This is a genomic window from Phytohabitans sp. LZ39, assembly GCF_059359075.1.
The window spans coordinates 75,813-101,596 of the sequence record NZ_JCADBM010000025.1 but is presented as its reverse complement, the minus strand read 5'-3'; the positions used below and the strand labels follow the sequence as shown (position 1 = coordinate 101,596).

Genomic DNA, 25,784 nt, shown 5'->3' with positions numbered 1-25,784 from the left:
GGGCCTGCTCCGAGCCGCCTCCTCCAAGCTGTCGCGCATGCGCCGCTCTCTCCCGAGGCTGGGCCTGTCGCCGGCCCTGCTAGTCAACGTTGTGCTCGCGCTGGCCGTGGCCGGCGCCGCGACGTGGGCGTATACGTCGTTTGCCAGGGCCGAGGCCGCCGAGTCGGGCGCCGGCGGGAGCCGGACGGTCCCGGTGGCACGGGGCACGGTCACCGCCACCGTCTCCGCGTCCGGCACCGTGCGGAGCGCTTCGACGGCGAGTGCCTCGTTCGGCACCTCGGGCACGGTCACCGAGATCCGCGTCCAGGTCGGCGACAAGGTGAGCAAAGGCCAGGTGCTGGCCATCGTGGACGACACGGCAGCGCAGCGGCAGCTCGACGCCGCCGAGGCCAATCTCGACGCCGCGCAGGCCGCGCTCGACCGCGCCGAGGAGGCAGACAGCGACACCTCCGAGGCGGAGGCCGAGGTCGAGCAGGCGGAGCTCGACGTCGCGGAGGCGGAGGATGGCGTCGCGGGCACGACGCTCAAGGCGCCGATGGCCGGCACGGTGACCGCCGTCAACGGCACGGTGGGCAGCTCGGCATCCGGCGGCGGCAGCGGATCGAGCGGCAGCGGATCGAGCGACGGCAGCAGCGGTGGGAGCACCGGATCGACCGGCACGAGCGGCGGCGGCAGCTCCGGGTCGGATTCGTCGTCGTCCGGCTTCGTCGAGATCGCCGACCTGACCCGGCTGGAGGTCTCCGCCTCCGTCGCCGAGGCCGACGCCACGAAGCTCAAAGGCGGGCAGACCGGCACCGTCACGTGGAATGCGTTGCCCGGCTCCGAGGCCACCGCCAAGCTCGCCGCAATCGACCCCAATGCCACATCGCAAAACAACGTCGTGACCTACGGCGTGACCTTCACGCTCGACAAGCTGCCCGAGGGCGTGCGGGCCGGGCAGAGCGTCGAGGTGTCGGTGACCGTCGGGCAGGTCGACGACGTCGTCTACGTCAACTCGGCCGCCCTGACCAGCGTCGGCACCCGCCATACGGTGACCGTGCTGGAGGGTGGCCAGCGCGTGGTCCGCCCGGTGGAGATCGGCCTAGAGGGCGACAGCGCCACCGAGATCACGTCGGGCCTCGCGGTCGGCGACCAGGTGGTCATCAACATGCCCACCACATCCACCAACCAGGGCGGATTCCCCGGCGGTGGCGGGCTCCCCGGCGGCGGCTTCCCCGGCGGCGGGCTCCAGGGTGGCGGCGTGCGGCCGGGAGGCGGCCGGTGAGCGTCCTCGACGTCCGCGGCGTCACGAAGGTCTACGGCGAAGGCGCGGCCGTGGTGCACGCGCTGCGCGGAGTCTCGCTGACCGTCGAGCGCGGTGAGTATGTGGCCATCATGGGTTCGTCCGGCTCCGGCAAGTCCACGTTGATGAATATCCTGGGATGTCTCGACATCCCTTCCGCGGGGCGGTATCTGCTGGATGGCGTCGACGTGAGCCGGCTCAACGACCGCCAGCTCGCCCTCGTGCGAAACAGGCGGATCGGCTTCGTCTTCCAGTCTTTCAACCTGATTCCTCGCACGAGCGCACTGGCCAATGTGGAGCTTCCACTTGCCTACGCGGGGGTCAAGGCGGCGGAGCGCCGGCGCCGGGCGCGGGTCGCGCTGGACATGGTTGGGCTCGCGGACCGGGCGGACCACGAGCCCAACCAGCTGTCCGGCGGCCAGCAGCAGCGTGTGGCGGTGGCCCGCGCACTCGTGACCGAGCCCGCGCTGCTGCTCGCCGACGAGCCCACGGGCAATCTCGACAGCCGCTCCACAGAGGACATCCTCGACATCCTCGACGACCTGCACGCCGCCGGCCGCACCATCCTGCTCATCACCCACGAGGCAGACGTGGCCGCCCGGGCCAGCCGCCTGATCCGGCTCTTCGACGGCCAGATCTCCTCCGACGTCAAGCAGGAGCCGGTGCTGACATGAGCGTCTTCGAAGTGCTGCGCTTCGCGGCGCGCGGCATCGGTGCCAATAAGCTGCGCTCCGGCCTCACCATGCTCGGCATCCTGATCGGCGTGGCCGCCGTGATCCTGCTCGTCGCTGTCGGCAACGGCTCGGCCCGGCAGGTCGCCGAGCGGATCGAGGCGCTGGGCACAAAGACGCTGACCGTGCAGGGCATCGGCGGCAGCGGTGTGCTCACGGCAGAAGTGGCTGACGCGCTCGACGACCCGGTGCTCGCGCCCGACGTCACGTCGGTATCGCCGGTCACCAGCACCCAGGTGACGCTCACCTACCAGGGCACCGACCACTCGGTGCAGCAGTTCGTCGGGAGCTATCCGAGCTACTTCGGCGCGTCCAACTCACCGGTCGGCACCGGAGCCGCCTTCACAGCCGACGACCTGGCGCAGGGTCGTCGCGTCGTGGTGATCGGGCAGACCGTCGCCGAGGAGCTCTTCCCCGGTGTCGACCCGGTCGGCGAGGAGATCACCGTGAGCGGGGCGCTCTTCACGGTGCTGGGTGTGCTCGACGAAAAGAGCAGCGCCTCCGGCTTCAACGACGCCAACGACGTGGCGATCGCCCCGCTCACCGCGGTGCAGCAGGCGCTCACCGGATACGGCCCGTTCAACTCGATCATCGTCGAGGCCGCCTCCTCGGAGAAGGTGGCCGACGCGCAGTCGGAGGTCTCGCTGATCCTTTCGACTCGGATCGAGACGTCCGCCTCGTCGACGACGCAGCCCTATCGCATCCAAAACGCCTCGCAGCTGCTGGAGACGCAGACCGAGACCGCCGACACGTTCACCACGCTGCTCGGCGCGGTGGCCGCCATCAGCCTCCTGGTCGGCGGCATCGGCATCACCAACATCATGCTGGTCACGGTGACCGAGCGGACCCGCGAGATCGGCATCCGCAAGGCGCTCGGCGCACCCCGGCGGGTGATCCTGACCCAGTTCCTGGCCGAGGCGACGATGCTCAGCCTCCTAGGCGGCGGATTGGGCGTGGCCGCCGCGCTCATCGGCAGCAACTTCACGATCGTCGGCGTCGAGCCGGTGATCGTGCCCAGCTCGATCGCTCTCGCGCTGTGCGTCTCGGTGGCGATCGGCCTTTTCTTCGGCAGCGTCCCCGCCAACCGCGCGGCCGGCCTGCGTCCCATCGACGCCCTCCGCTACGAGTGACCCGGGAGACCGCGTGACCGCATCTACATTGGACGCCGAGCTGGCCGCCGCCGCGAGCCGCCGCTGGTGGAATAGGTGGACCATCGCCCTCGGCCTGGCACTGCTGCTGGTCAGCGGCTTCGTGGCCGGCATCGAGGTGCAGAAGGCGTACGGCGACACACCGACCGCGGCCACACCGGGCGTCGGTGGGCAGCGCGGGCAGGGCGGCTTCGCTTTCCCCGGGGGTTACACCGGTGGAGGCCCGCCGGGCGGCACCACCCAACGCGAGCAAGCCACGACCGGCACGGTCAAGCTGGTCGACGGCACCACCGTGTACGTGGAGACCGAGTCCGGAGAGGTGGTCACCATCCGCACCGACGGCGAGACGTCCGTGCGGGTGCCGGGCAAGCTCAAGGACCTCAAGTCCGGCGACAAGGTCAGCGTGGAGGGCGGCGCCGACAGCGAGGGCACCGTCGCCGCGACCTCGGTCACGAAGACCGAGTGAGGCGCATCAGCGTCGAGCGGCCCACCTGTTCGGTAAAGCCCCACCGCCGATAGAAGGGAAAGAGCTCCGGCTGGCAGACCAGCTCCACGCTGCCGACCGCCGCCAGCCGCGGGTGCCGCACGACGGCGTCCATCAGCATCGCCCCGACGCCCGAGCCCCGCATGTCGGGCGCCACGAGCACGTCGAGCACCAGCGCGAGGTACACCCCGTCGGTGAGCACGCGCGCGAAACCGACCATGCGGTCGTCCGGCCGGTGGACGAGCGCGAAGACCAGATCGGACGCGGCGAGCATCGCGGCCACGTCCTCGGGCGCGCGGTCGGCTGTCCACCAGCCGGCCGCGAAGAGCGCCATCAGCTGCGGCAGCCGCTCGTCCGCCACCCGATCCCGCAGCTCCACCTCCCGAAGATCCACGCGGGTACGCTATCCCGCAGGCGGCGTTCAAGACTGGGCCCGTGCACGGGAGGCGGCTCGCGGCGTCAAGAGGGCAGCCCTTCACCCGTCTGGCCGGGTATACGGGAGCCCTCCTCAGAATTCACGCCCAAGAGGGCAGCCCTCTTGCGGGCGCGGAGCGAGGTGGGCTTGCGCCGCGGGAGCATGGGGTCCGCAGTGACGCGGACCGGGGGGGTTGTCGACAACTAGTGGGGTTGGATCCAGCCGAAGGTGCGTTCGACGGCGCGCTGCCAGTTGTCGTACTCGGTCTTGCGCCACGCCGGGTCCACATTGGGCAGCCACTGCGCCGCGCGGTGCCAGTTTCGGCGCAGCCCTTCCAGGTCGGGCCAGTAGCCGACCGCCAGCCCGGCCGCGTAGGCCGCGCCTAGCGACACCGTCTCGGCGACCATCGGGCGTACCACGGGCACGTCCAGCACGTCGGCGAGAAACTGCATGAGCAGGTTGTCGGAGGTCATCCCGCCGTCGACCTTCAGTGACCGCAGCAGCAGGCCCGAGTCGGCGTTCATCGCGTCGACCACCTCGCGGGTCTGCCAGCCGGTGGCCTCCAGCACGGCTCGCGCGAGATGTCCTTTCGTGATGTACGACGTCAGGCCCACGATCACGCCGCGCGCCTCGCTCCGCCAGTGCGGCGCGAAGAGGCCGGAGAACGCGGGCACGATGTAGCACCCGCCGTTGTCCTCGACCGTGCGGGCGAGCGTCTCGATCTCCGGCGCGGACGTGATGATGCCCAGCCCGTCGCGAAACCACTGCACCAGCGACCCGGTGATGGCGATCGAGCCCTCCAGGGCGTACACCGCCGGCTGCCCCTCGATGCGGTAGCCGACCGTGGTGAGCAGCCCGTGCTGCGAGCGCACCGGGCCGGCGCCGGTGTTGAGCAGCAGGAAGCTGCCGGTGCCGTACGTGCACTTGGCCTCGCCGGCCGTGAAGCACGTCTGCCCGAACAGCGCGGCCTGCTGGTCACCGAGGGCGGCGGCGAGGCGTACGCCGGGCAAGACGGTGCGCACGGTGCCGAAGATGCCCGCCGACGAACGGATCTCCGGAAGCATGGACACAGGGATGCCGAAGAAGTCGAGCGAGTCGGGATGCCACGACAGTGTGGAGAGGTCCATGAGCATGGTGCGGCTGGCGTTGGTGACGTCGGTCAGGTGTTCGCCGGTCAGCTTCCAGATCAGCCAGCTCTCGATCGTCCCGAAGAGCACGTCGCCGCGCTCGGCCCGGGTGCGCAGCCCAGGCGTGTGGTCGAGCAGCCAGCGCAGCTTGGGCGCGGAGAAGTACGTGTTCAGCGGCAGCCCGCACCGCCGCTGCACCTCCTCGGCCCCGGGCGCGCGGGCCAGCTCCTCGACCAGCGCGTCGGTGCGGGTGTCCTGCCAGTTGATCGCGTGCGCCACCGGTAGCCCCGTGCGGCGATCCCACACGACGGTGGTCTCGCGTTGGTTGGCGATGCCGATCGCGGCGATCTGGCTGGCGTCGATGCCGGCGCGGGAGAGAGCGCGGGGGACGACCTTCTCCACGTTGCGCCAGATCTCCATGGCGTCGTGCTCGACCCAGCCAGGGCGGGGGAAGTGCTGGGCGTGCTCGCGCTGGTCGACGGAGACGAGCTGGCCACGGTGGTCGAACACGATGCACCGGGTGGATGTGGTGCCCTGATCGATGGAGACGACGTAGCTACCGTTCATACGCCCCGACCTCCAAGGTCACGGGATACGGCACGGGCTGCCTCGCGTACCTGTGTCACGAGGGCGACCCGGGGCTGGCCGTGCGCGTCGCAGACCCGCTCGACGGGTCCGGAGATGCCGATGGCGCCGACCACCAGCCCGCCGTAACCCCTGATGGGCGCGGCGATGCCGGCCTCGCCGACGGTCATCTCCTCGATTTCCGACCCCCAGCCCGCCTCCCGGATCGCCGTCAGCGCCCGCGCGAGGGTGCGCGGAGTGGCGAGGGTGCGCCGGGTGTAGGGCGCCAGGTCGCCGTACCCGCCGCCGCGCGACTGGGCTGGTTGGCGCTCGCTCCGCTCGCGCCGGCCGGGGGTGCCGGCTCCGTCCGTCCTCGTCGCTTCGCTCCTCGGATCGGACGTCGCCAGCCCTCCGGCCTGGTACGCGAGCAGCACCTTGCCCAGCGCGGTGGCGTGCGGCGGGAGGAGCGCGCCCACGTCGAGCGTCTGGAGGGTGTCGTCGGGCCGGAAGACGTGGTGCACGACCAGCACCTTGCTGTCCAGCAGCGTGCCGATCCGCACGGCCTCGCCACTGCGGGCGGCCAGCGGGTCGGCCCAGTTGATCGAGCGGGAGCGCAGCTCGTTGACGTCGAGGTAGCTGGTGCCGAGGTGCAGCAGGGCCGCCCCGAGCTGGTACTTCCCGGACGTTTTGTCCTGTTCGACGAAGCCGACGTCCTGGAGAGTGCGGACGATCCCGTGCGCGGTGCCCTTCGGCAGGTCCAGGGCGCGGGCGATTTCGAGCAACCCGAGCCGCCCCGAGCCCCCGGCGAGCAACCGGAGGATGGCGGCGGCGCGAGCGATGGACTGCACCTGTCCGGGCACGGCCGCATGCTAACCCCGTTCTGCCTGTAGCAACAGTGTTCGACAATGCCGACCAGGGTTCGTTGACCCAAAGCTCGTACGTACCTACCGTGGCGCTTCGTAACATCCCGGGTACGAGGAGGAAACATGGCACAGCGCATGAGACTCCCGGGACTCCTTGGCGAGCTGGCAGCGGAGTTCGCGGGCACGATGATCCTCATCCTCTTCGGGGTGGGGGTGGTAGCGCAGGTCGTCGCGGGCGGCATCGGTGACCACGACAGCATCGCGTGGGCGTGGGGCCTCGGCGTCACACTCGGCGTCTACGTGGCGGCCCGGATCAGCGGCGCACACCTCAACCCGGCGGTGACCCTCGCCCTCGCGGTCTTCAAGGGCTTCGAGTGGCGCAAGGTCCTGCCCTACATGGGCGCTCAGACCCTCGGTGCGTTCGTCGCCGCGCTGATCGTGCGGTGGAACTACACCGAGGTCCTCGGTGCCTTCGATCCCGGCCACACGATCAAGTCGCAAGGCGTCTTCTCCACGCTCCCCGGTAACGGTGCCCTCCCGGTCGACATGTGGGGCGGCTTCCGCGACCAGATCATCGGTACCGCGATCCTGCTCTTCGTGATCCTCGCTCTCACCGACCTCCGCCAGAACACACCCGCCGCCAACCTCGCCCCGGTCGTCATCGGCCTGCTCGTCGTCGGCATCGGCATGGCTTGGGGAACCAACGCCGGGTACGCGATCAACCCCGCCCGTGACTTCGGGCCGCGGCTGGCATCCTTCATCACGGGGTACGGCACAGCCTTCCGCGATCAGAACAACGACTTCTACTTCTGGGTGCCGATCGTCGGGCCGCTCCTCGGTGGGCTCGGCGGTGCGGGCCTGTACCAGCTGCTCATCGGTCGCTTCCTGCCCAAGGAGGGGCCGCCGGAGCCAGGCGAGATCCCGTCGCCATCCGGTGCGGAGACCGTGCGGGCCGGACAGTAAAGGAGAACGAGAATGGCTGACTTCGTCGGTGCGGTGGACCAGGGCACGACAAGTACGAGATTCATGATCTTCGACCACGGCGGCAACGTGAAGGGCATCCACCAGCTGGAGCACGAGCAGATCCTGCCGAAGGCCGGCTGGGTCGAGCACAACCCGCTGGAGATCTGGGAGCGCACCACGGCGGTCGTCCGCACCGCGATGAACCAGCGCGGGCTCAGTGCCACCGACCTGGCCGCCCTCGGCATCACCAACCAGCGCGAGACCTCCGTGGTGTGGAACAGGCGCACCGGCCGGCCCTACTACAACGCGATCGTCTGGCAGGACACGCGCACCGACCAGATCGCCGCGGCACTCGACCGCGACGGGCGGGGTGACGTGATCCGGCAGAAGGCCGGCCTGCCACCGGCCACCTACTTCTCCGGCGGCAAGATCCAGTGGATCCTGGAGAACGTCGACGGGGTGCGCGCGGCGGCGGAGAGCGGCGAGGCGATCTTCGGTAACACCGACACCTGGCTGCTCTGGAACCTCACCGGCGGGGTCGACGGCGGCGTGCACATCACCGACGTCACCAACGCCAGCCGGACCATGCTGATGAACCTCGAGACGCTCGACTGGGACGACGAACTGCTCTCGTTCTTCAACATCCCGCGGGCGATGCTCCCGGAGATCCGCCCCTCGTCCGATCCCAACCGGTACGGCGTGACGCTCGCCAACGGCCCGCTCGGCGGCGAGGTGGCGCTCACCGCGGACCTCGGTGACCAGCAGGCGGCGACGGTCGGCCAGGTCTGCTTCGCCGAGGGCGAGGCGAAGAACACCTACGGCACGGGCAACTTCATGCTCCTCAACACGGGTACGTCGCTCGTGCGCTCGAAGTCCGGCCTGCTCACCACCGTGTGCTACAAGCTCGGCGACGCGCCGGCCGTGTACGCGCTGGAGGGCTCGATCGCGGTGACCGGCTCCGCCGTGCAGTGGCTGCGCGACCAGCTGGGCATCATCAGCGGCGCGGCGCAGAGCGAGTCGCTCGCCGCGCAGGTGGAGGACAACGGGGGCGTCTACTTCGTACCCGCCTTCTCCGGCCTGTTCGCACCGTACTGGCGTTCCGACGCGCGTGGCGCGATCGTCGGTCTCTCCCGGTACAACACCAACGCCCACCTGGCCCGCGCCACGCTCGAGGCGATCTGCTACCAGAGCCGGGACGTCGCGGTGGCGATGGAGCAGGACTCCGGCGTTCACCTCGACGTGCTCAAAGTGGACGGTGGCGTCACCGCCAACAAGCTGTGCATGCAGCTCCAGGCGGACATCCTCGGCGTGCCGGTGAGCCGCCCGGTGGTGGCGGAGACGACCGCGCTCGGCGCCGCCTACGCGGCGGGCCTCGCCACCGGCTTCTGGAAGAACACCGACGAGCTGCGCCAGAACTGGAACGAGAGCGAGCGCTGGTCGCCGACCTGGTCGGACGAGCAGCGCGACGAGGGGTACGCCAAGTGGAAGAAAGCGGTACAGCGGACCCTGGACTGGGTGGACGTATGAGCCAGCTCTCGCCACAGGCCCGGACGCGGGCGCTTGACGCCATGGGCGACGGGCGCGAGCTGGACGTCGTGGTTGTGGGTGGCGGTGTGGTCGGCGCGGGCGCCGCGCTGGACGCCGTCACCCGCGGCCTCTCCGTCGGCCTGCTCGAAGCTCGCGACTGGGCCAGCGGCACATCCAGCCGATCCAGCAAGCTGATCCACGGTGGCCTGCGCTACCTGGAGATGCTCGACTTCGCGCTGGTGCGGGAGGCGCTGCGGGAGCGTGGGCTGCTCCTTCAGCGCCTCGCCCCGCATCTGGTGCGGCCGGTCCCGTTCCTCTATCCGCTCCAACACCACGCTTGGGAGCGCGTGTACGCGGGCGCCGGCGTGCTGCTCTACGACACGCTCGGTTTCTCCAGTGGCAACGCGCGCGGCCTGCCCCGGCACCGGCACCTGACCCGCCGGGGCGCGCTGCGGGTGGCGCCCGGCCTGCGCAAGGACTCGCTCGTCGGGGCGCTCAGGTACTACGACGCGCAGGTCGACGACGCGCGGTTCACGGAGTTCCTGGTGCGGACCGCCGCCGGGTACGGCGCGCACGTCGCCTCCCGGGCCAGCGTGACCGGCTTCCTGCGGGAGGGAGACCGGATCTCCGGCGTCCAGGTGGTCGACCAGGAGCACGGGCGCGAGATCGAGGTGCGCGCCCGCCAGGTGATCAACGCGACCGGCGTCTGGACCGACGACACGCAGGCGCTCGTCGGCGAGCGGGGGCAGTTTCACGTGCGGGCGTCCAAGGGCATCCACCTGGTGGTGCCACGCGACCGCATCCGCTCCTCCACGGGGATCATCCTGCGAACCGAGAAGAGCGTGCTCTTCGTGATCCCGTGGGGCCGGCACTGGATCATCGGGACGACCGACACCGACTGGCACCTGGACAAGGCGCACCCGGCGGCGACCCGCAAGGACATCGACTACCTGCTCGAACACGTCAACCGGGTGCTGGTCACCCCGGTCACGCGGGAGGACGTGCAGGGCGTGTACGCGGGACTCCGCCCGCTGCTGGCCGGTGAGTCGGAGCTGACCTCGAAGCTGTCCCGCGAGCACGTGGTGGGCAGCCCGTCGCCTGGTCTGGTGGTGGTGGCCGGGGGCAAGTTCACCACGTACCGGGTGATGGCGGCGGATGCGGTGGACGCCGCGGTCGACGGGATGGGTGGGGGAGCCCCGCGGTCGGTGACCGACAAGATCCCGCTCGTCGGCGCCGACGGCTTCGCCGCGCGGTGGAACCAGCGCCGCGCGCTCGCGACCAAGCACGGCCTGCACGTGGCGCGGGTCGAGCACCTGCTCAGCCGGTACGGCACGCTGGCCGACGAGGTCTTCGACCTGATCGACATGGATCACAAGCTCGGCGAGCCGCTGGAGGGCGCGGACGACTACCTGCGCGCCGAGGTCGTGTACGCGGCCAGCCACGAGGGGGCACTGCGGCTGGAGGACGTGCTCACCCGCCGTACCCGGATCTCGATCGAGGTCTTTGACCGTGGAGACGCGGCGGCGCGGCCCGCCGCGGAGCTGATGGCCGGCGTGCTGGGGTGGTCTCCGGATCGGGTCGACCAGGAGGTCGAGCACTACCACGCACGGGTGCGCGCGGAACGGGCCTCGCAGGAGCAGGAGGACGACGAGGCGGCGGACGCCGAACGCCTCAAGGTCACCTGATGCGGGAAGGTCAGTCGGCGGCGGGTGCGGCGGCGCCCGCCGTCCGCGCCTCCTCGACCGTCGGGTAGGTCTCCAGCACCTCGACCAGGCCGCTGACCTCGAGGATCCGCAGCACGCCGCGCTGTGGTGCGGCGAGGCGGAAGATGCCGCCGGCCTCGTCGCAGTTGTTCTTGGCGCGGACGAAGACCGACAGGCCGGTCGAGTCGCAGAAGGAGAGGTCGGCAAGGTCGAACACGAGCCGGCTCCGCCCCTTGTCGAGCAGATCAGTGATCTGGTCCTGGAGCTGTGGCGCCGTGCCCATGTCAAGCTCGCCAGCAACCGTCACGACGACCACGTCACCGTGTTGAACCGTACTCACCGTCAAGGACATTCGCTACCTCCCGTACGGGGACGAAGGTACTCCTCCTGCGTTCCGCGCGCAGGAGAGGGGCCTAGGCCCTCACCCGGAGGCCGGCCGTGTGTTCGGACTCGTGCAGTTCCAGCTCGGCGATGTGACTGTCGCGTGGTATGTCGTATACCACCACGCCAGTCACTCGGTTACCAGGGTTGATCTGGTTTTGGAAGAGCTGCTGCTCCGAATTGGCCAGGATCCCGGCCGCGCTGTCCGCGGCGTAGCGGTCGCCGTCCGGCCCGTACGCCCGCTGGAGCGCGTCGGCGAACGTGGCGGGGCGGTTGCCCGCGTTGCGCACGGTCAGCTCGGTGAGGCAGAACTGCCCGACCGCGGTCTGGTTGACGAACGAGTCACCGATCTGGGCGACGCCGCAGTCGATCCGGTTGACGGTGAACTCGAACGCGCCGTCCCGCCCGGCCTCACCGACCGCCACCGTGTCGCCGCGGTCTTGGGTGAGCCGGCGGTACATGTCGTCGCCCCAGGTCACCGTCGCGGCCACCACTCCCGCGCAGCCGCACAGCGAGAGAAGCACGATGGCGGCGCCGAGCAACACCGCGGTACGTGCTCCACGCTCTCCCATTGGGTGATTCTAGGCTTTTGTCCGATGTTCTTGGGTCGGCTTCCTGATAAGGCACGCTTGACCCCATGCAGCTGATCTCCCTGGACGACGTCCGCGCCGCCGCCCGCAACATCGCCGGCGTGACCGTCCGCACGCCGCTCCTGCCCGCCCGCTGGGACGACGAGCTGTGGCTCAAGCCCGAGAGCCTCCAGCCGGTCGGCTCGTTCAAGCTCCGCGGCGCCACCAACGCGGTGGCCCGGCTCAGCGCCGAGCAGCGGGCCCGTGGCGTGATCACCCATTCCTCGGGGAACCACGGGCAGGCGCTCGCGTACGCCGCCCGCCGCGCCGGCGCGGCCTGCGTCGTCGTGATCCCGGACGTCGCGCCGGCGGTCAAGGTCGAGCAGGTACGGGCGTTCGGCGCCGAGGTGGTGCTGGTGCCGCCGCCCGAGCGCCTCGACGCCGCCCAGGAGCGCGCGGCGAAGGACGGGCTGGCGCTGATCCCGCCGTTCGACCACCGGGACGTCATCGCCGGCCAGGGCACGATCGGGCTGGAGATCGCCGAGGACATGCCGGACGTCGACGTGGTGCTGGTGACGGTCGGCGGCGGCGGCCTCGGCGCGGGCGTGTCGACCGCCATCACCGCGCTGCTGCCGCACGCCAAGGTGATCGGCGTGGAGCCCGAGCTCGCCGCCGACGCCCAGGAGTCGCTGGCCAAGGGCGAGCTGGTGACCTGGCCGACCGAGCTGACCTACCGCACGATCGCGGACGGCGTGCGGACCAACCTCTCCGAGCTGACCTTCGCCCACCTGCGCGAGCGCCTGGACCGCATCGTCACTGTCACCGAAGACGAGATCCGCGCCGCGATGGCCCAGATCGTCCGGGAAACCCGCCTGGTGGTCGAGCCCACCGGCGCCGTGGCGGCGGCCGCCCGCCTCTTCCACGCCGCCGAACTTCCGGCGGGGCGTACGGTCGCGGTGGTCTCCGGCGGCAACGTCGATCCACAACTGTTGATAGCCGCCATATCGTGACCTGTCCGGGTTTACGGCTTCCGCGCCGACGCCCATAATGTGACACAGCTCTATGGATGTGTGTGTTCCGTCCGGTGGAACGCGGCTGCCCGGAGGGATGCATGACGGTGGTCCACGCCCACGACCTGGTCGCGATCGCCACAAAGGTGCTGCTGGCGGCCGGCGCGACGCGCGCGGGCGCCGAGATCGTGGCCGCCGCCCTGGTCGAGGCCGACCTGGCCGGACACGAAGAGTTCGGCGTGCGCCGCCTCGTGCCCTACCTGGCATCGATCAGAGCCGGCACACTCGACCCCAAAGCCGTCCCCCGCTTGGGCGGCGTGCGCGCCGCGGCCGCCGTGGTGGACGGCCAGCGCGGTTTCGGCGAGCTAGCTTTACGCGCGGCGGTCGAGCACGTGCGCCGGCTCGCCCGGCAGTACGGCGTAGCCAGCGCCACGATCGGCAACTGCGGCGACGTGGGCCGGCTCGGCGCGTACGTGCGGACTCTCGCCACCGAGGGCGCGGTGGGCCTCGCCCTGCGCCACGCGCGGCCGCTCACCTGGGCGGCGCCACGCGCGGGCGGCCGGCCACCCCTGGTCGCCGAGGTGGCGGCGGACGCTGGTCTGGCCTTCATGGTCGAGGTGATCGGCGGCCTGCTCTCCGGCGCGTTTCAGCCCGCGACGTCCGGACCGGACCAGCCCGGCGGGACAGTCATCGTCGCGATCGACGTGGGGGCGTTTCGGCCGGTCGACGAGTTTCGGCAGCACGCGGAGCGGCTCTGCGCGCTGCTGGTCGCGACAGCCGTGCCGATGGCCGTGCCCGGCGAGGCCGAGGCCGCGACCCGCGCCACCCACATCCGCGACGGCATCCCAGTCGACGACGCCCTCTGGTCGGAGCTGGCCGCCCTGCCGGGCGGCCCCGCCCGCCATCCGTGACGCTAGGGACGCCGCCTCAGTCGCCGACGAATGGCTAGCCCCATCTTGGAGGTGGGTTATTAGGCGACGCCCAGGCGGTCCAGGATCCACGCCGCCACGAAGGCTTCTTCCTTCCAGGCGTCGTACCGGCCGCTCGGGCCGCCGTGACCGGCACCCATCTCGGTCTTCAGCAGGTACTCGCCAGCCGGTGCGGTGGCGCGCAGGCGGGCGATCCACTTGGCCGGCTCGTGGTAGAGCACCCGGGTGTCGTTGAGGCTCGTCACCGCCAGGATCGCGGGATAGTCCACCGCGGCCACGTTCTCGTACGGCGTGTACGACTTCATGTACGCGTACACCTCGGGGTCGTCGAGCGGGTTGCCCCACTCCTCCCACTCGGTGACGGTCAGCGGCAGCGACGGGTCGAGGATGGAGTTGAGCGCGTCGACGAACGGGACCTGCGCGACCACGCCGGCGAACGCGTCCGGCGCCAGATTGGCCACCGCGCCCATCAGCAGGCCACCCGCCGAGCCGCCGCGGGCGACCAGCCGGTCGGTGGCGGTCCAGCCCGCCTTGACGAGGTGGCGGGCGCAGGCCACGAAGTCGGTGAACGTGTTCTTCTTGGCGAGTAGCTTGCCCTCTTCGTACCACCGGCGGCCGAGCTCGCCGCCGCCGCGGATGTGTGCGACCGCGAAGATCACGCCACGGTCCAGCAGGGACAGGCGGGGGATGGAAAACCAGGGGTCCATGCTCGCCTCGTACGAGCCGTACCCGTAGATGACGGCGGGCGCGGTGCCGTCCTTGGGCGTGCCGGCGCGGCAGACCAGCGAGATCGGCACGCGGGTGCCGTCGTCGGCCAGTGCCCAGTCGCGGTGCTGCTCGTACGCCGCCGGGTCGAACTCGCCGAGCACCGGCTTCTGCTTGCGCAGCACCATGGTGCGGGTAACGAGGTCGTAGTCGTAGACCGACTCGGGCGTGACGAACGAGGCGTAGTTGAGCCGCACGGTGGACGTGCCGTACTCCGGGTTGGCGTCCAGGCCCACGCTGTAGATCGGCTCGGGGAAGTCGATGTCGTACGTGTCCGTCGACCCCACCGGCAGCACGCGCAGGCCGGTCAGGCCGTCTTTGCGGAGCGAGACGACGAGGTGGTTGGCGAACGCGTCGACGCCCTCCAGCCGGGTGCCCGGCGAGTGCGGGATCAGCGTGGCCCAGTCGCCGGGCGCGTCGGCCGACGTGTACGCGAGCTCGAAGTCTTCGGCGCCGTCGTTGTGCAGGATCAGGAAACGGTGGCCGTGGTGCTCCACCGAGTACTCGACGCCCTGGCGGCGCGGCGCGACGATCGCCGGCTCGCCGGTCGGGTTGCCGGCCGGGATCACCCGCACCTCGCTCGTGATCTTGCTGTGCGCGTCGATCACGATGAACTTCTCCGAGCGGGTCAGCTCGACGCCGACCCAGAAGCGCTCGTCGGCCTCTTCGTACACGATCACGTCGTCGCTGGCGGCGGTGCCGACCGCGTGCCGCCACACCCGGTACGGCCGCCAGGCCTCGTCGACGGTGAGGTAGAAGAGCGTGGAGCCGTCCGCGGACCAGGCGCTGCCGTAGAACGTGCCGGGCACCTCGTCGGCCAGCACCTCGCCGGTGCTCAGGTCCTTGACCCGCAGGGTGAAGCGCTCGTCGCCGGCGAAGTCGGTGGAGTAGGCCAGCCACCGCCCGTCGGAGCTGATGTCGAACGTGCCGAGCGAGAAGAAGTCGTGCCCCTCGGCGAGCGCGTTGCCGTCGAGCAGCGCCTCTTCGCCGTCGAGCGGGGTGCCGTCCTCAGTGGATGGTGGCTCGGTCTCGCCGTCGCGCACCGCCCGCCGGCAGTGGATGCCGTACTGCTGGCCCTCGACCGTGCGCGTGTAATACCAGTGGTCGCCCTTGCGGGTGGGCACCGAAAGGTCGGTCTCCTTGGTGCGCCGCTTGGTCTCCTCGAAGAGCGTCTCGCGCAGGCCCTTGAGGTGTGCCGTCGCCGCCTCGGTGAAGGCGTTCTCCGCCTTGAGGTACGCGATCGTTTCCGGGTCGTCCTTGGCGGCGAGCCACGCGTACTCGTCCACGACGGTGTCGCCGTGGTGGGTGCGTTCGGCGGGGACGCGCTTGGCGACCGGTGGGGTCGCGGCGGTTTCGGTCGTCACGTCCGACCACGTTACCGGGCGTCATGAGGGCTGGCGTGAGCGTGGTGGTCTTCGTACACTTGTTCGATGACGTCGCGGGGAGCCCTCTTCCGGAGCCTCGTCGACATCTGCGGCATGCGCTTCGCGCGCCTCGCCGGTCCGGCCGACACCGTCGGCGGCACCCCCGCCAGCTGGGTCGCCGCACCACCCACGATCGACGGCGTCGCGGCCATCGTGCGTCTCGCCGTCGAGCACGACCTGGCCGTGGTGGCCCGCGGTGCCGCCACCAAGCTCGACTGGGGTGCCCGGCCTACCCGCGCCGACCTGCTGCTCGACACCGGCCGGCTGGCCGGCGTGTGGCACCACGCGCCCACCGAGGGCGTCGCCGAGATCGGCGCCGGCACACCGCTGCGGGCCGCGCAGTCGGCGCTCGCCCGGGGCGGCTGGCGGCTGGCGCTCGACGGCCCGTCGATCGGCGCCACGATCGGCGGCGTCATCGCCGCCGACGAGGCCGGCCCGCTGGCCCACCGCTACGGCTCGGTCGCCGACCAGCTCGCCGGCGTGAGCTACGTCAGCGCCACCGGCATCCTGACCCACTCGGGCGGTCGGGCCGCTGAGGGCGCGCCCGACCGGGGCGTCGGCCGGCTGCTGTGCGGGTCGTCGGGGGCGCTCGGCGTGATCGTCGCGGCCACCGTCAAGGTGCTGCCCGAGCCGGCCTCCCGGGCCTGGGTGCGGCGCTCGGTCTGGACTCCCCTGGAGTTGTATGACCTGGTGCGTGGCGTGCTCCGGAGCCGGGTGCAGACCGCCGCCGTCGAGCTCGACCTCCCGGCCAGCCGGCCGATACTGGTGCCCCGCCAGCGCGCGCCACGCGGTCCCGGCACGCTCGCGGTGCTGCTGGAGGGCGAGCCAGGTGAGGTGCTCGAGCGGTCCACCAAGATCGCCGACATGCTCGGTGGCGACTCCTCGATCCGCTCCGAGCCACCGCCCTGGTGGGGGCGCTACCCGTTTGGCCCCGACGACGTCGCGCTGCGGGTCACCGTGCCCGCGGCCGACCTGCACGCGGCCATCTACGCGATCCGCGACGCCGCGGGCGCGGCCGTGCCCGTGCGCGGCTCGGCTGGCACCGGCGTGATCCACGCGTCGCTGCCCGGCGACGCCCACCCCGACCGGGTCGCCGCCGTGCTGGAGGCCGTGCGCGGGGTGCTGCTCGCCCGCGCCGGCTCGTGCGTCGTGGTCACCGCGCCGCCCCACATCCGCGACACCGTCGACATGTGGGGGCCGATGGCCAGCCCAGACCTCGTGCGCCGGGTCAAGGACCGCTTCGACCCGGCCGGCCGTCTCGCCCCTGGCAAATTTTTCGGCGTCTGAGTGTCGATTGGCGTGCGCTTCGTTCGACGCGTTGGTAAGCCAAGGTGCTACGAACGAACGAGGGAGTCGAACGATGCGATTCATGCTGCTTCTCAAGGGCGACCCGCCAGCGCCGGAAGACGGCGAGGCGATCACCCAGCCGCCGGAGGAGGTCGTCGGCGCGATGCTGAAGTACAACGAAGACCTGGCCAAGGCCGGTGTCCTGCTCGCCGCCGAGGGGCTCTACCCGAGCTCGGCCGGCGCCCGGGTGGTCTACAAGGACGGCAAGCGCTCCGTGGTCGACGGCCCGTTCGCCGAGGCCAAGGAGCTGATCGCCGGCTTCTACCTGATCCAGGTGCGGTCCAAGGAGGAAGCCATCGAGTGGGCCTCCCGCTGCCCGATCGAGGTCGCGGTCCCGCCCGGCGTCGAGGGTGTCATCGAGGTACGCCAGGTCGGCGAGACCGACGAGCTCGTCAACGTGACCGACGAGCAGCGCGAGCGGGACCGCCGGCTCAGGGAGCAGATCCCCGGCCTGTAACGGCGACACGCGTGGCGGCGGCCCGGTGCGCAGGCGTCGGGCCGCCGTCGAAAGTCAGCTCTCGGGATCGTTGCGCAGGACCAGGATGGCGATGTCGTCGCGGGGATCCTCCACGGAAAAGCCCATCGTGGCGGAGCGGACGCGCGCGGCAACGATGTCGGCGGAGTAGCCGGCCAGCGGCGCCACCGTGTCGCGCAGCCGCTCCGGGCCGAACAGCTCGCGCCCGCGTCGCCGCTCGGTGACGCCGTCGGTGTAGAAGACGAGCGCGTCCCCGGGGCTGAGCGGCACGGTGGCGACCGGCGTGGCGATCGTGTCGAGCAGGCCGAGCGCGGTGCCACCGGTGCCGACGAACGAGGCGCGCCCGTTGGCCCGCACCAGCACCGGCCGGTCGTGGCCGGCCAGGTGCAGCGCGACGTCGAGCTGGTCGCCGTCGCCACGGCCGACCGCGGCGAGCGCGAGCGTGCAGTATCGCCCGCCGCCCCGCTCGACGAGCGTGTCGTTGAGCCGGCCGAGCGCCTCCGGCAGCGGCTTGCCGTCGCGGACGAGCACCCGGATCACGTCGCGTACCAACCCGGTGACGGCGGCCGCCTGCACGCCCTTGCCGGAGACGTCGCCGACGACCACGAGCCACCGCTCGTCCGGCAGCGGTACGACGTCGTAGAAGTCGCCGCCCACCTCGGCCGCGTCGCCGGTCGGCACGTACTCGGCGGCGAAGCCGATGCCCTTGACCACCGGCAGCACCGGCGGCAGCAGCGACTGCTGGAGGGTGTGCGCGACCTTGCGGCGTTCCCCGTGGATGCGGGCGTTGTCGACGGCGAGCGCGGCCCGGCGGGCGACGTCTTCGAGGATCGCGATCTCTTCGGCGTCATGCCGGTGCCGCTGGTGCCGGCCGACGGAGAGCGTGCCGAGGCGCTGCCCCCGCGCGGCCAGCGGCACGGCGAAACCTTCCAGCGGCGGGCCGAGCGGCACTTGCGAGCCGCTGCGGGACGCCTCGCGCAGCCGCGCGATCGGCGACTCCGGCCCGCTTTCCTGGAACATCTCGTGTACCTGCGGCAGGGCCGACTCGTCCGCGTGGGTGGCGGCGGCGAGCTGAAGGCGGCCCCACTCGTCGGTGGTGTGCACCGCGCACCACTGCCCGAGCCGGGGCACGACGAGCTGCGGGATGAGCGCGAGCGTGAGGTTGACGTCGAGCGACTGGGCGAGCAGCTCGCTCGCCTCGGCGAGAAACGTCAGCCAGGTCTGGCGGCGCATGTCGGCCCGGCGCAGGCGGTCGTTTTCCAGGTGCAGGGCGAGGCGCTCGGCGGCCAGCCCGGCGAGCGGCCCGGCGTACCCGGAGGGCGCGACATCGAGCTCCAGCTCCCCGGAGTACGGCCGGTTGACGTTGAGCGGCACCCGCAGCAGCTGGGCGCCGGGGCGCGGCTGGCGGCCGTACCGGGCGAGCAGCTGCGCCCCGCCGCCCTCGCCCCGGTCGAGGCGGACCGCACCGCCGGCGGCGCCCACCAGCTCGGACACCCGAGACAGCAGGTGGGCGGCGAAGTCGGCGAGCGCGTCTTCGGCGTGCGCCTCGGGCGCGATCTGGAGCAGCGCCGTGATGGCACCGGCGGTCGGCGCGGGTGCCTCCGGGAGCAAGCCCACGGGTGGCACGTCTTTGCGGTCGAGCCGAAACCACACGCCCTTGCCGGTCGGCATGTGTGTCGTGCCCCACCGGCTGGCGAAGTGGTCGACCAGCAGCAGCCCGCGGCCGCGTTCCGATACGTCCGAGATGTCTATCTCGTTGTTGCGCGGGCCGGCTGTCAGGCTCTCCGCCGGGCTGGCCTCGTAGTCCGTGACCGTGACCATCAGGCCGGTAGGACCCGCGATGACCTCGATGTCCAGCTCCGTGCCGGCATGCACCACCGCGTTGGTGGAGAGCTCGGTGGTCAGCAGCAACGCCTCGTTGAGCAGCTCATCGAGGTCTGCCTCGGCGAGTACCGACCGCACGACCGCACGCGCCGCGGCCGGCGTTCGCCGGTCGGCGGGCAGCCTGACGCGCCGGACGTGTTCCGCCGCCGGGTAAGACCCGCTGACCTCCGCTGACACGCTTGCATCCTCTACCGACCGACCGGGTTCATCCAAGCGGCGTCGGTCCGCCATCGTGGCTAAGGCCCGTAGCCTCACGACTCCCGCTTCGCGCGCTCGCATCTGCCGCACACCACGGGCCATGATGTGGAGAACCACCCAAGGTGAGCGAGGACTGCATGACCACGGCAAAGCAGGTGAGCACCCGGCCGGCGTCGGACGAGGCCGCTGTCCTCAATGAGCTGGCGGACGCGCTGCGGCGGGTGCGCCGCGGTGATTTGAAGGTGCGCCTTCCCCGCCGGGCCGGAGTGGCCGGCGAGGTGGCCGACGCGTTCAACGACGTCGTGGCTCTTCAGGAGCGGCAAAACCTCGAAGTTCGCAAGATCAGCCGGATCGTGGGTCGGGACGGCCGGCTCACCGAGCGCCTCGACGAAGAAGGCGTCGACGGCGCCTGGGCCGACCACGCGCGGGCCATCAACTCACTTATCGACGACCTGGGCCGCCCGACCACCGAAATCTCCCGGGTCATCGTGGCGGTGGCAGACGGCGACCTCTCCCAGCACATGGCGCTGGAGATCGATGGCCGCCCGCTACGCGGTGAGTTCCTCCGCATCGGCCGCACGGTCAACACGATGGTCGACCAGCTCTCCTCGTTCGCCGACGAGGTGACCCGCGTGGCGCGCGAGGTCGGCACCGAGGGTGCGCTGGGCGGGCAGGCCGACGTGCGCGGCGTCGCCGGCACCTGGCGCGACCTGACCGACTCGGTCAACACGATGGCCTCCAACCTCACCAGCCAGGTGCGGTCGATCTCGCAGGTGACCACCGCGATCGCCAGCGGCGACCTCTCCCAGAAGATCACCGTGTCGGCGAAGGGCGAGGTCGCCGAGCTGGCCCACACGATCAACTCGCTCACCGACACGCTCCGCACCTTCGCCGAGCAGGTGACCCGGGTGGCCCGCGAGGTGGGCACCGAAGGCAAGCTCGGCGGTCAGGCCGAGGTGCCCAACGTGGCGGGCATCTGGAAAGACCTCACCGACAACGTCAACTCGATGGCCTCCAACCTGACCGCCCAGGTACGAAACATCGCCCAGGTCTCCACCGCCGTGGCGAAGGGCGACCTCTCGCAGACCATCACCGTGGCCGCCCAGGGCGAGATCCTTGAGCTGAAGAACACCATGAACACGATGGTCGACCAGCTCTCCTCGTTCGCCGAGGAGGTCACCCGGGTCGCCCGCGAGGTTGGTACGGAAGGCAAGCTCGGCGGCCAGGCCCAGGTGCGCGGCGTCGCGGGCACCTGGCGCGACCTGACCGAGAGCGTCAACCAGCTCGCCGGCAACCTCACCGCCCAGGTGCGAAACATCGCCCAGGTCTCCACCGCGGTGGCGAAGGGCGACCTGTCGCAGAAGATCACAGTGGACGCCCGCGGCGAGATCCTCGAGCTGAAGAACACCGTGAACACGATGGTGGACCAGCTCTCCTCGTTCGCCGACGAAGTGACCCGCGTGGCCCGCGAGGTCGGCACCGAGGGCAAGCTCGGCGGCCAGGCCCAGGTGAAGGGCGTGCTCGGCACCTGGCGCGACCTCACCGACAACGTCAACTCGATGGCCTCCAACCTGACCTCTCAGGTGCGAAACATCGCGAGCGTCACCACCGCCGTGGCCAAGGGCGACCTCTCCCAGAAGATCACAGTGGACGCCCGCGGCGAGATCCTCGAACTCAAGAGCACCGTGAACACGATGGTGGACCAGCTGTCGTCGTTCGCCGACGAGGTGACCCGCGTGGCCCGCGAGGTGGGCACCGAAGGCAAGCTCGGCGGTCAGGCCCAGGTACGCGGCGTCGCCGGCACCTGGCGCGACCTCACCGACAACGTCAACTTCATGGCGTCAAACCTCACCGCCCAGGTGCGAAACATCGCCCAGGTCTCCACCGCCGTGGCGCGCGGCGACCTCTCCCAGAAGATCACCGTCGACGCGCAGGGTGAGATCTGGGAGCTGAAGAACACCATGAACACGATGGTCGACCAGCTCTCCTCGTTCGCCGAGGAGGTCACGCGCGTCGCCCGCGAGGTGGGCACCGAGGGCAAGCTCGGCGGTCAGGCCCAGGTACGCGGCGTCGCCGGCACCTGGCGTGACCTCACCGACAACGTCAACTTCATGGCCTCCAACCTGACCGGCCAGGTGCGAAACATCGCCAGCGTCACCACCGCCGTGGCGAAGGGCGACCTCTCGCAGAAGATCACGGTCGACGCCGAGGGCGAGATCCTCGAACTGAAGAACACCGTGAACACGATGGTCGACCAGCTCTCCTCGTTCGCCGAGGAGATCACCCGGGTCGGCCGCGAGGTGGGCATCGAGGGCAAGCTGGGCGGCCTGGCCCGGGTCAAGGGCGTCTCGGGTACCTGGCGTGACCTCACCGAAAACGTCAACCAGCTCGCCGCCACGCTCACCACGCAGCTGCGGGCGATCGCGCAGGTGTCCACATCGGTGACCAAGGGCGACCTGACCCAGCGGATCACGGTCGAGGCCCAGGGCGAGGTCGCCGAGCTGAAAGACAACATCAACCAGATGATCGTGGCCCTGCGGGAGACCACCCGGAAGAACGCCGAGCAGAGCTGGCTCGACTCCAACCTGGCCCGGATCGGCGGCCTGCTCCAGGGCCAGCGCGACCTCGGCGAGGTCTGCCGGATGCTGATGGGCGAGGTCACCCCGCTCGTGGAGGCCCAGCTGGGCGCGTTCTTCCTGGTCGACAACGACGAGGCCACCACGCGGCTGCGCCTGGCCGCGTCGTACGGCTACGTCACGCGTACCAACGAGGTGGTCTTCGGTCCCGGCGAGGGGCTGATCGGACAGGCGGCGGTATCGCGGCGGATGATCCGGGTCAGCACCGACGCCACCGGCGCGCTGACGCTCCGCTCCGGGCTGCTGACCACCAAGCCCCGCGACGTCGTGGTGCTGCCGATCCTCTTCGAGGGAGAGATGCTCGGCGTGATCGAGTTCGCCTCGGTCAACGCCTACTCCGACCTGCACATCTCGTTCCTGGAGCGGCTCGTCTCCACGATCGGCATCGCGCTCAACACCATCCAGGCCAACCGGCGTACCGAGGAGCTGCTCTCCCAGTCGCAGCGGCTCGCGCACGAGCTCCAGGAACAGTCGGCGGAGCTCCAGCGCACCAACGCCGAGCTGGAAGACAAGGCGCAGCTGCTGTCCGAGCAGAAGGCCAACATCGAGACGAAGAACCGCGAGATCGAGCTGGCCCGGATCGGCCTGGAGGAGAAGGCGCAGCAGCTCACCCGGGCCTCGGCGTATAAGTCGGAGTTCCTCGCCAACATGAGCCACGAGCTGCGCACGCCGCTCAACTCGCTGCTCCTGCTGGCCCGGCTGCTGGCCGACAACACCGAGCACAACCTGACCGACAAGCAGATCGAGTTCGCCCGCACCATCCACAGTGCCGGATCCGACCTGCTCTCGCTGATCGACGACATCCTCGACGTCGCGAAGATCGAGGCGGGCCGGATGGACGTCGAGCCCACCGAGGTCAACCTCCAGGACATCCGGGCGTACGTCGAGCAGGCGTTCACACCGCAGGCCGAGGAGAAGGGCCTCGACTTCGCGGTGACCGTCGAGCCGGGGCTGCCCGCGGCCGTGGTCACCGACGCGCAGCGCCTCCAGCAGATCCTGCGCAACCTGCTGTCGAACGCGGTCAAGTTCACCGACAGCGGCTCGGTCACGCTCACCATCGCCCCCGCCGCGCCGGAAGAGCAGGCGGCGTCGGCGCGGCCGCTCGTCGCGTTCACCGTGGCCGACAGCGGCATCGGCATCTCGGCGGACAAGTTCGACCTGATCTTCGAGGCGTTCCAGCAGGCCGACGGCACGACAAGCCGTCGCTACGGCGGCACCGGACTGGGCCTGTCGATCAGCCGCGACCTGGCCCGCCTGCTCGGCGGCACGATCACGGTGTCCTCGTCGCCCGGCCAGGGCTCCACATTCACGCTGCTGCTACCGGACGTGCTGATGCCCGACGCGGTGCAGACGCCGCTGCCGATCGCGCTGCCGGTGACCAAGTCCAACCTGCCCGACCTGCCGGCCCTGGCCGACCTGCCGTTGCTGCGGCAGCCGGCGGAGGCCGAGCGCCCGGCGTCACCCGCCGCCCGCCAGCTGGACGGCGCCACAGTGCTGATCATCGATGACGACGTGCGCAACGTCTTCGCCCTGACCAGCGCGCTGGAGCTACACGGCATGACGGTTCTCTACTCGGACAACGGGGTCGATGGCGTACGGTTGCTGGCAGAGCACCCGGAGGTGGACATCGTGCTGATGGACGCGATGATGCCGGACCAGGACGGCTACGAGACGACGCGCGCCATCCGCCGCAACCACCGCTTCGCCGAGCTGCCGGTCGTCTTCCTCACCGCCAAGGCCATGCCCGGCGACCAGGAGTCGGCCATCGGAGCGGGTGCGAGCGACTACATCACCAAGCCCGTCGACCTCGACGAGCTGATCGAGATGATGGCAGCCTGGGTAAACGGGGGCGGCCGGGAGGTAATCAGCTAATGGGTGTCGCCAAGGCGCTGCTGGTCGACGACCGGCGCGACAACCTAGTCGCGCTCGAAGCCATCCTCCAAGGCCTACCGGTACACACGGTGGCCGTGGAGAGCGGTGAGGCCGCGCTCAAGCAACTCCTGGTAGACGACTTCGCGGTCATCCTGCTCGACGCGCAGATGCCCGATATGGACGGCTTCGAGACAGCCAGCCACATCAAACGCCGCGAACGCACCCGCCACGTCCCGATCATCTTCCTGACCGCCGCCGACCGCGACGCCCAGCTGGCGCTGCGCGGCTACTCGGTCGGCGCGGTCGACTACCTCACCAAACCGTTCGACCCGTGGGTGCTGCGCGCGAAGGTCTCGGTCTTCGTCGACCTCTGGATCAAGACCCAGCAGCTACAGGCACAGTCCGAAGTGGTCCGTGAGCGCGAGACCCAGTGGCGCGCGCTCACCGAGGCGGTCGACGAGGCCACGACACTGTTGCGCTCGTCGGACCCGGACGCCCAAGAACGCGCGGTCACCCTCCTGGAGCAGGCCCGCTGGGGCTAGCCACCCGTTGAGGCGACAGACGCGGATCGAGTACGCGTGAGCAAGGCTCCCCTCGAGCCGGCGACTCGAGGGGAGCCTTGACCGAGGTGCGTTATGGCGTCCGCTGGGCGAGCGCGCGCTCCAACTCGGGCAGGATCGAGACGGCCACCGCCCAGCTCGTCTTTGCGCCGGCGGCCTCCGCGAGTGCCTTCCGCTGCGCGTCGGTGAGCTGGGGCTCTAACCAGCCGACGCCGACCATGAAGACCTCCAGCGGGCCTTCCTTGACCGTGCCGTCGGCTCCTCTGCATCGGTATACCTGGTGGATCGAGCCTTCCGGCGCCGGAAGGGCTACGTAGCGGCACTCCGGCGCCAGCCGTTGGCTCATGTGTCGATTGGCGGCGATCTGATCGACGAGAAGCTGGGTTCCTCCGCCCGGGTAGCCCAGAATCTCCAGGTCACGAACAACGACCGCGTTCGCGTAGAGCACGTTGATGGCGAACCCGATCGCGTTGGCCGAAGTCTGGTCGATGCCGGGTCGCTCCAGCTGAGCCTTGGCCGCGCCCGCATACCGCGCGAAGTCTCTGGCGTTGTCGCTGGCGGCGATCTCGTTGTCCGCCCAAACCGTAAAGTCGACCATCTCGACTCTGATGTGGTTCAGGTAGCCGTTCACGTCCGCGACCACCACGCTGTCGGTGTGCTTCCTGACCTCTTCCGCCGTGGTCGGCACGGCCTGGCCCACGGCGCCGGAAAGCTGCCTCGCCATTTCCAGGAATCGGGACGGCGAGGCGTCCCGATTGACGAACATGTCGAGACCGACGAACACGACGTTGACGAGGTTTTCGACGGCCGGCACCCGATGGACGTCATCGGCCGCCTGTGCGGGCCGGGCTGTGCCGGGCAGGATCACCGCCAGCGCCACGACCAGCGTGGCGATACCGCGCCGCCATGTGAGACCTCTCATGTACA

At 70.5% G+C, this 25,784-nt stretch carries 21 protein-coding genes; 13 read left to right on the top strand and 8 right to left on the bottom strand.

Annotated elements, in window-relative coordinates:
* Positions 1 to 37: 37 nt before the first annotated feature.
* From AC5L36_RS36720 to AC5L36_RS36705, 4 genes are read left to right on the top strand one after another with little or no spacing between them, the layout of a single operon-like run.
* Positions 38 to 1,264 (top strand): efflux RND transporter periplasmic adaptor subunit, encoded by a 1,227-nt coding sequence (locus AC5L36_RS36720; protein WP_441223410.1) that lies wholly within the window; start codon positions 38 to 40, stop codon positions 1,262 to 1,264.
* Positions 1,261 to 1,956 carry an ABC transporter ATP-binding protein gene (locus AC5L36_RS36715; RefSeq protein WP_441223409.1) on the top strand — a complete coding sequence of 232 codons (696 nt, stop codon included), beginning with the start codon at positions 1,261 to 1,263 and terminating at the stop codon, positions 1,954 to 1,956. The genes AC5L36_RS36720 and AC5L36_RS36715 overlap by 4 nt, the downstream gene beginning before the upstream one ends.
* Positions 1,953 to 3,143, top strand: coding sequence for an ABC transporter permease (locus tag AC5L36_RS36710; RefSeq protein ID WP_441223408.1), 1,191 nt, complete (start codon positions 1,953 to 1,955; stop codon positions 3,141 to 3,143). The genes AC5L36_RS36715 and AC5L36_RS36710 overlap by 4 nt, the downstream gene beginning before the upstream one ends.
* A gap of 13 nt (positions 3,144 to 3,156) precedes the next feature.
* On the top strand, positions 3,157 to 3,627 hold the full coding sequence (locus AC5L36_RS36705) for a hypothetical protein (protein WP_441223407.1): 471 nt from the start codon (positions 3,157 to 3,159) through the stop codon (positions 3,625 to 3,627).
* Here AC5L36_RS36705 and AC5L36_RS36700 read toward each other — a convergent pair.
* The 3 genes from AC5L36_RS36700 to AC5L36_RS36690 form a co-directional block, all read right to left on the bottom strand.
* Entirely contained in the window at positions 3,611 to 4,039 is a 429-nt protein-coding gene (locus AC5L36_RS36700; protein ID WP_441223406.1) for a GNAT family N-acetyltransferase, read from the bottom strand. The genes AC5L36_RS36705 and AC5L36_RS36700 overlap by 17 nt on opposite strands.
* Before the next feature lie 224 nt (positions 4,040 to 4,263).
* Complete coding sequence (gene glpK, locus AC5L36_RS36695; RefSeq protein ID WP_441223405.1) at positions 4,264 to 5,754, bottom strand: glycerol kinase GlpK; 1,491 nt, start codon at positions 5,752 to 5,754, stop codon at positions 4,264 to 4,266.
* Positions 5,751 to 6,611, bottom strand: coding sequence for an IclR family transcriptional regulator (locus AC5L36_RS36690; RefSeq protein ID WP_441223404.1), 861 nt, complete (start codon positions 6,609 to 6,611; stop codon positions 5,751 to 5,753). The genes glpK (AC5L36_RS36695) and AC5L36_RS36690 overlap by 4 nt, the downstream gene beginning before the upstream one ends.
* A 126-nt stretch (positions 6,612 to 6,737) precedes the next feature.
* Here AC5L36_RS36690 and AC5L36_RS36685 point away from each other — a divergent pair, with 126 nt between their 5' ends.
* The 3 genes from AC5L36_RS36685 to AC5L36_RS36675 are packed head-to-tail and all read left to right on the top strand — an operon-like array spanning position 6,738 to position 10,789.
* Positions 6,738 to 7,577 (top strand): MIP/aquaporin family protein, encoded by an 840-nt coding sequence (locus tag AC5L36_RS36685; protein WP_441223403.1) that lies wholly within the window; start codon positions 6,738 to 6,740, stop codon positions 7,575 to 7,577.
* Positions 7,578 to 7,589: 12 nt separating this feature from the next.
* Positions 7,590 to 9,104 carry a glycerol kinase GlpK gene (gene glpK / locus AC5L36_RS36680; RefSeq protein WP_441223402.1) on the top strand — a complete coding sequence of 505 codons (1,515 nt, stop codon included), beginning with the start codon at positions 7,590 to 7,592 and terminating at the stop codon, positions 9,102 to 9,104.
* A complete protein-coding gene (locus tag AC5L36_RS36675; protein WP_441223401.1) occupies positions 9,101 to 10,789 on the top strand; it encodes a glycerol-3-phosphate dehydrogenase/oxidase in 1,689 nt (562 codons plus the stop codon). Before glpK (AC5L36_RS36680) ends, AC5L36_RS36675 begins: the two co-directional genes overlap by 4 nt.
* Before the next feature lie 10 nt (positions 10,790 to 10,799).
* On the opposite strand, the gene AC5L36_RS36670 is transcribed toward AC5L36_RS36675, so the two are convergent.
* Both AC5L36_RS36670 and AC5L36_RS36665 read right to left on the bottom strand, forming a co-directional pair.
* On the bottom strand, positions 10,800 to 11,159 hold the full coding sequence (locus AC5L36_RS36670; RefSeq protein ID WP_441223400.1) for an STAS domain-containing protein: 360 nt from the start codon (positions 11,157 to 11,159) through the stop codon (positions 10,800 to 10,802).
* A gap of 61 nt (positions 11,160 to 11,220) precedes the next feature.
* On the bottom strand, positions 11,221 to 11,760 hold the full coding sequence (locus AC5L36_RS36665) for a DUF4352 domain-containing protein (RefSeq protein ID WP_441223399.1): 540 nt from the start codon (positions 11,758 to 11,760) through the stop codon (positions 11,221 to 11,223).
* Between the two features lie 65 nt (positions 11,761 to 11,825).
* Here AC5L36_RS36665 and AC5L36_RS36660 point away from each other — a divergent pair, with 65 nt between their 5' ends.
* Together AC5L36_RS36660 and AC5L36_RS36655 are read left to right on the top strand one after the other, a co-directional pair.
* On the top strand, positions 11,826 to 12,767 hold the full coding sequence (locus tag AC5L36_RS36660; RefSeq protein ID WP_441223398.1) for a threonine ammonia-lyase: 942 nt from the start codon (positions 11,826 to 11,828) through the stop codon (positions 12,765 to 12,767).
* A gap of 101 nt (positions 12,768 to 12,868) precedes the next feature.
* Positions 12,869 to 13,678, top strand: a complete 810-nt coding sequence (locus tag AC5L36_RS36655) for an Ldh family oxidoreductase (RefSeq protein WP_441223397.1) — start codon at positions 12,869 to 12,871, stop codon at positions 13,676 to 13,678.
* A 59-nt stretch (positions 13,679 to 13,737) separates the two neighbouring features.
* Here AC5L36_RS36655 and AC5L36_RS36650 read toward each other — a convergent pair whose 3' ends face one another.
* On the bottom strand, positions 13,738 to 15,825 hold the full coding sequence (locus tag AC5L36_RS36650; RefSeq protein ID WP_441223396.1) for a S9 family peptidase: 2,088 nt from the start codon (positions 15,823 to 15,825) through the stop codon (positions 13,738 to 13,740).
* Positions 15,826 to 15,891: 66 nt separating this feature from the next.
* Between AC5L36_RS36650 and AC5L36_RS36645 the strand changes: the two genes are divergently transcribed.
* Entirely contained in the window at positions 15,892 to 17,172 is a 1,281-nt protein-coding gene (locus AC5L36_RS36645) for an FAD-binding oxidoreductase (RefSeq protein ID WP_441223395.1), read from the top strand.
* Between the two features lie 73 nt (positions 17,173 to 17,245).
* The gene (locus AC5L36_RS36640) at positions 17,246 to 17,689 is read left to right on the top strand and encodes a YciI family protein (RefSeq protein ID WP_441223394.1); all 444 of its coding nucleotides are present in this window, start codon (positions 17,246 to 17,248) and stop codon (positions 17,687 to 17,689) included.
* Between the two features lie 54 nt (positions 17,690 to 17,743).
* Here AC5L36_RS36640 and AC5L36_RS36635 read toward each other — a convergent pair whose 3' ends face one another.
* Positions 17,744 to 19,822: a SpoIIE family protein phosphatase gene (locus tag AC5L36_RS36635; protein ID WP_441223393.1), complete on the bottom strand. Its 2,079-nt coding sequence runs from the start codon at positions 19,820 to 19,822 to the stop codon at positions 17,744 to 17,746.
* Positions 19,823 to 19,926: 104 nt separating this feature from the next.
* On the opposite strand from AC5L36_RS36635, the gene AC5L36_RS36630 reads away from it, so the two are divergent.
* The gene (locus AC5L36_RS36630; protein ID WP_441223392.1) at positions 19,927 to 24,297 is read left to right on the top strand and encodes a HAMP domain-containing protein; all 4,371 of its coding nucleotides are present in this window, start codon (positions 19,927 to 19,929) and stop codon (positions 24,295 to 24,297) included.
* On the top strand, positions 24,297 to 24,839 hold the full coding sequence (locus AC5L36_RS36625) for a response regulator (protein WP_441223391.1): 543 nt from the start codon (positions 24,297 to 24,299) through the stop codon (positions 24,837 to 24,839). Before AC5L36_RS36630 ends, AC5L36_RS36625 begins: the two co-directional genes overlap by 1 nt.
* Positions 24,840 to 24,930: 91 nt before the next feature.
* On the opposite strand, the gene AC5L36_RS36620 is transcribed toward AC5L36_RS36625, so the two are convergent.
* Positions 24,931 to 25,737 (bottom strand): hypothetical protein, encoded by an 807-nt coding sequence (locus AC5L36_RS36620; protein ID WP_441223390.1) that lies wholly within the window; start codon positions 25,735 to 25,737, stop codon positions 24,931 to 24,933.
* Positions 25,738 to 25,784: the final 47 nt, after the last annotated feature.

Excerpts from the sequence above, each read along its gene's own strand:
- AC5L36_RS36720 (WP_441223410.1), top strand. The coding sequence starts at position 38 with ATGCGCCGCTCTCTCCCGAGGCTGGGCCTGTCGCCGGCCCTGCTAGTC.
- AC5L36_RS36710 (WP_441223408.1), top strand. The coding sequence starts at position 1,953 with ATGAGCGTCTTCGAAGTGCTGCGCTTCGCGGCGCGCGGCATCGGTGCC.
- glpK (WP_441223405.1), bottom strand. The coding sequence starts at position 5,754 with ATGAACGGTAGCTACGTCGTCTCCATCGATCAGGGCACCACATCCACC.
- AC5L36_RS36685 (WP_441223403.1), top strand. The coding sequence starts at position 6,738 with ATGGCACAGCGCATGAGACTCCCGGGACTCCTTGGCGAGCTGGCAGCG.
- glpK (WP_441223402.1), top strand. The coding sequence starts at position 7,590 with ATGGCTGACTTCGTCGGTGCGGTGGACCAGGGCACGACAAGTACGAGA.
- AC5L36_RS36675 (WP_441223401.1), top strand. The coding sequence starts at position 9,101 with ATGAGCCAGCTCTCGCCACAGGCCCGGACGCGGGCGCTTGACGCCATG.
- AC5L36_RS36670 (WP_441223400.1), bottom strand. The coding sequence starts at position 11,159 with ATGTCCTTGACGGTGAGTACGGTTCAACACGGTGACGTGGTCGTCGTG.
- AC5L36_RS36665 (WP_441223399.1), bottom strand. The coding sequence starts at position 11,760 with ATGGGAGAGCGTGGAGCACGTACCGCGGTGTTGCTCGGCGCCGCCATC.
- AC5L36_RS36660 (WP_441223398.1), top strand. The coding sequence starts at position 11,826 with ATGCAGCTGATCTCCCTGGACGACGTCCGCGCCGCCGCCCGCAACATC.
- AC5L36_RS36655 (WP_441223397.1), top strand. The coding sequence starts at position 12,869 with ATGACGGTGGTCCACGCCCACGACCTGGTCGCGATCGCCACAAAGGTG.
- AC5L36_RS36645 (WP_441223395.1), top strand. The coding sequence starts at position 15,892 with ATGACGTCGCGGGGAGCCCTCTTCCGGAGCCTCGTCGACATCTGCGGC.
- AC5L36_RS36640 (WP_441223394.1), top strand. The coding sequence starts at position 17,246 with ATGCGATTCATGCTGCTTCTCAAGGGCGACCCGCCAGCGCCGGAAGAC.
- AC5L36_RS36635 (WP_441223393.1), bottom strand. The coding sequence starts at position 19,822 with ATGGCGGACCGACGCCGCTTGGATGAACCCGGTCGGTCGGTAGAGGAT.
- AC5L36_RS36630 (WP_441223392.1), top strand. The coding sequence starts at position 19,927 with ATGACCACGGCAAAGCAGGTGAGCACCCGGCCGGCGTCGGACGAGGCC.
- AC5L36_RS36625 (WP_441223391.1), top strand. The coding sequence starts at position 24,297 with ATGGGTGTCGCCAAGGCGCTGCTGGTCGACGACCGGCGCGACAACCTA.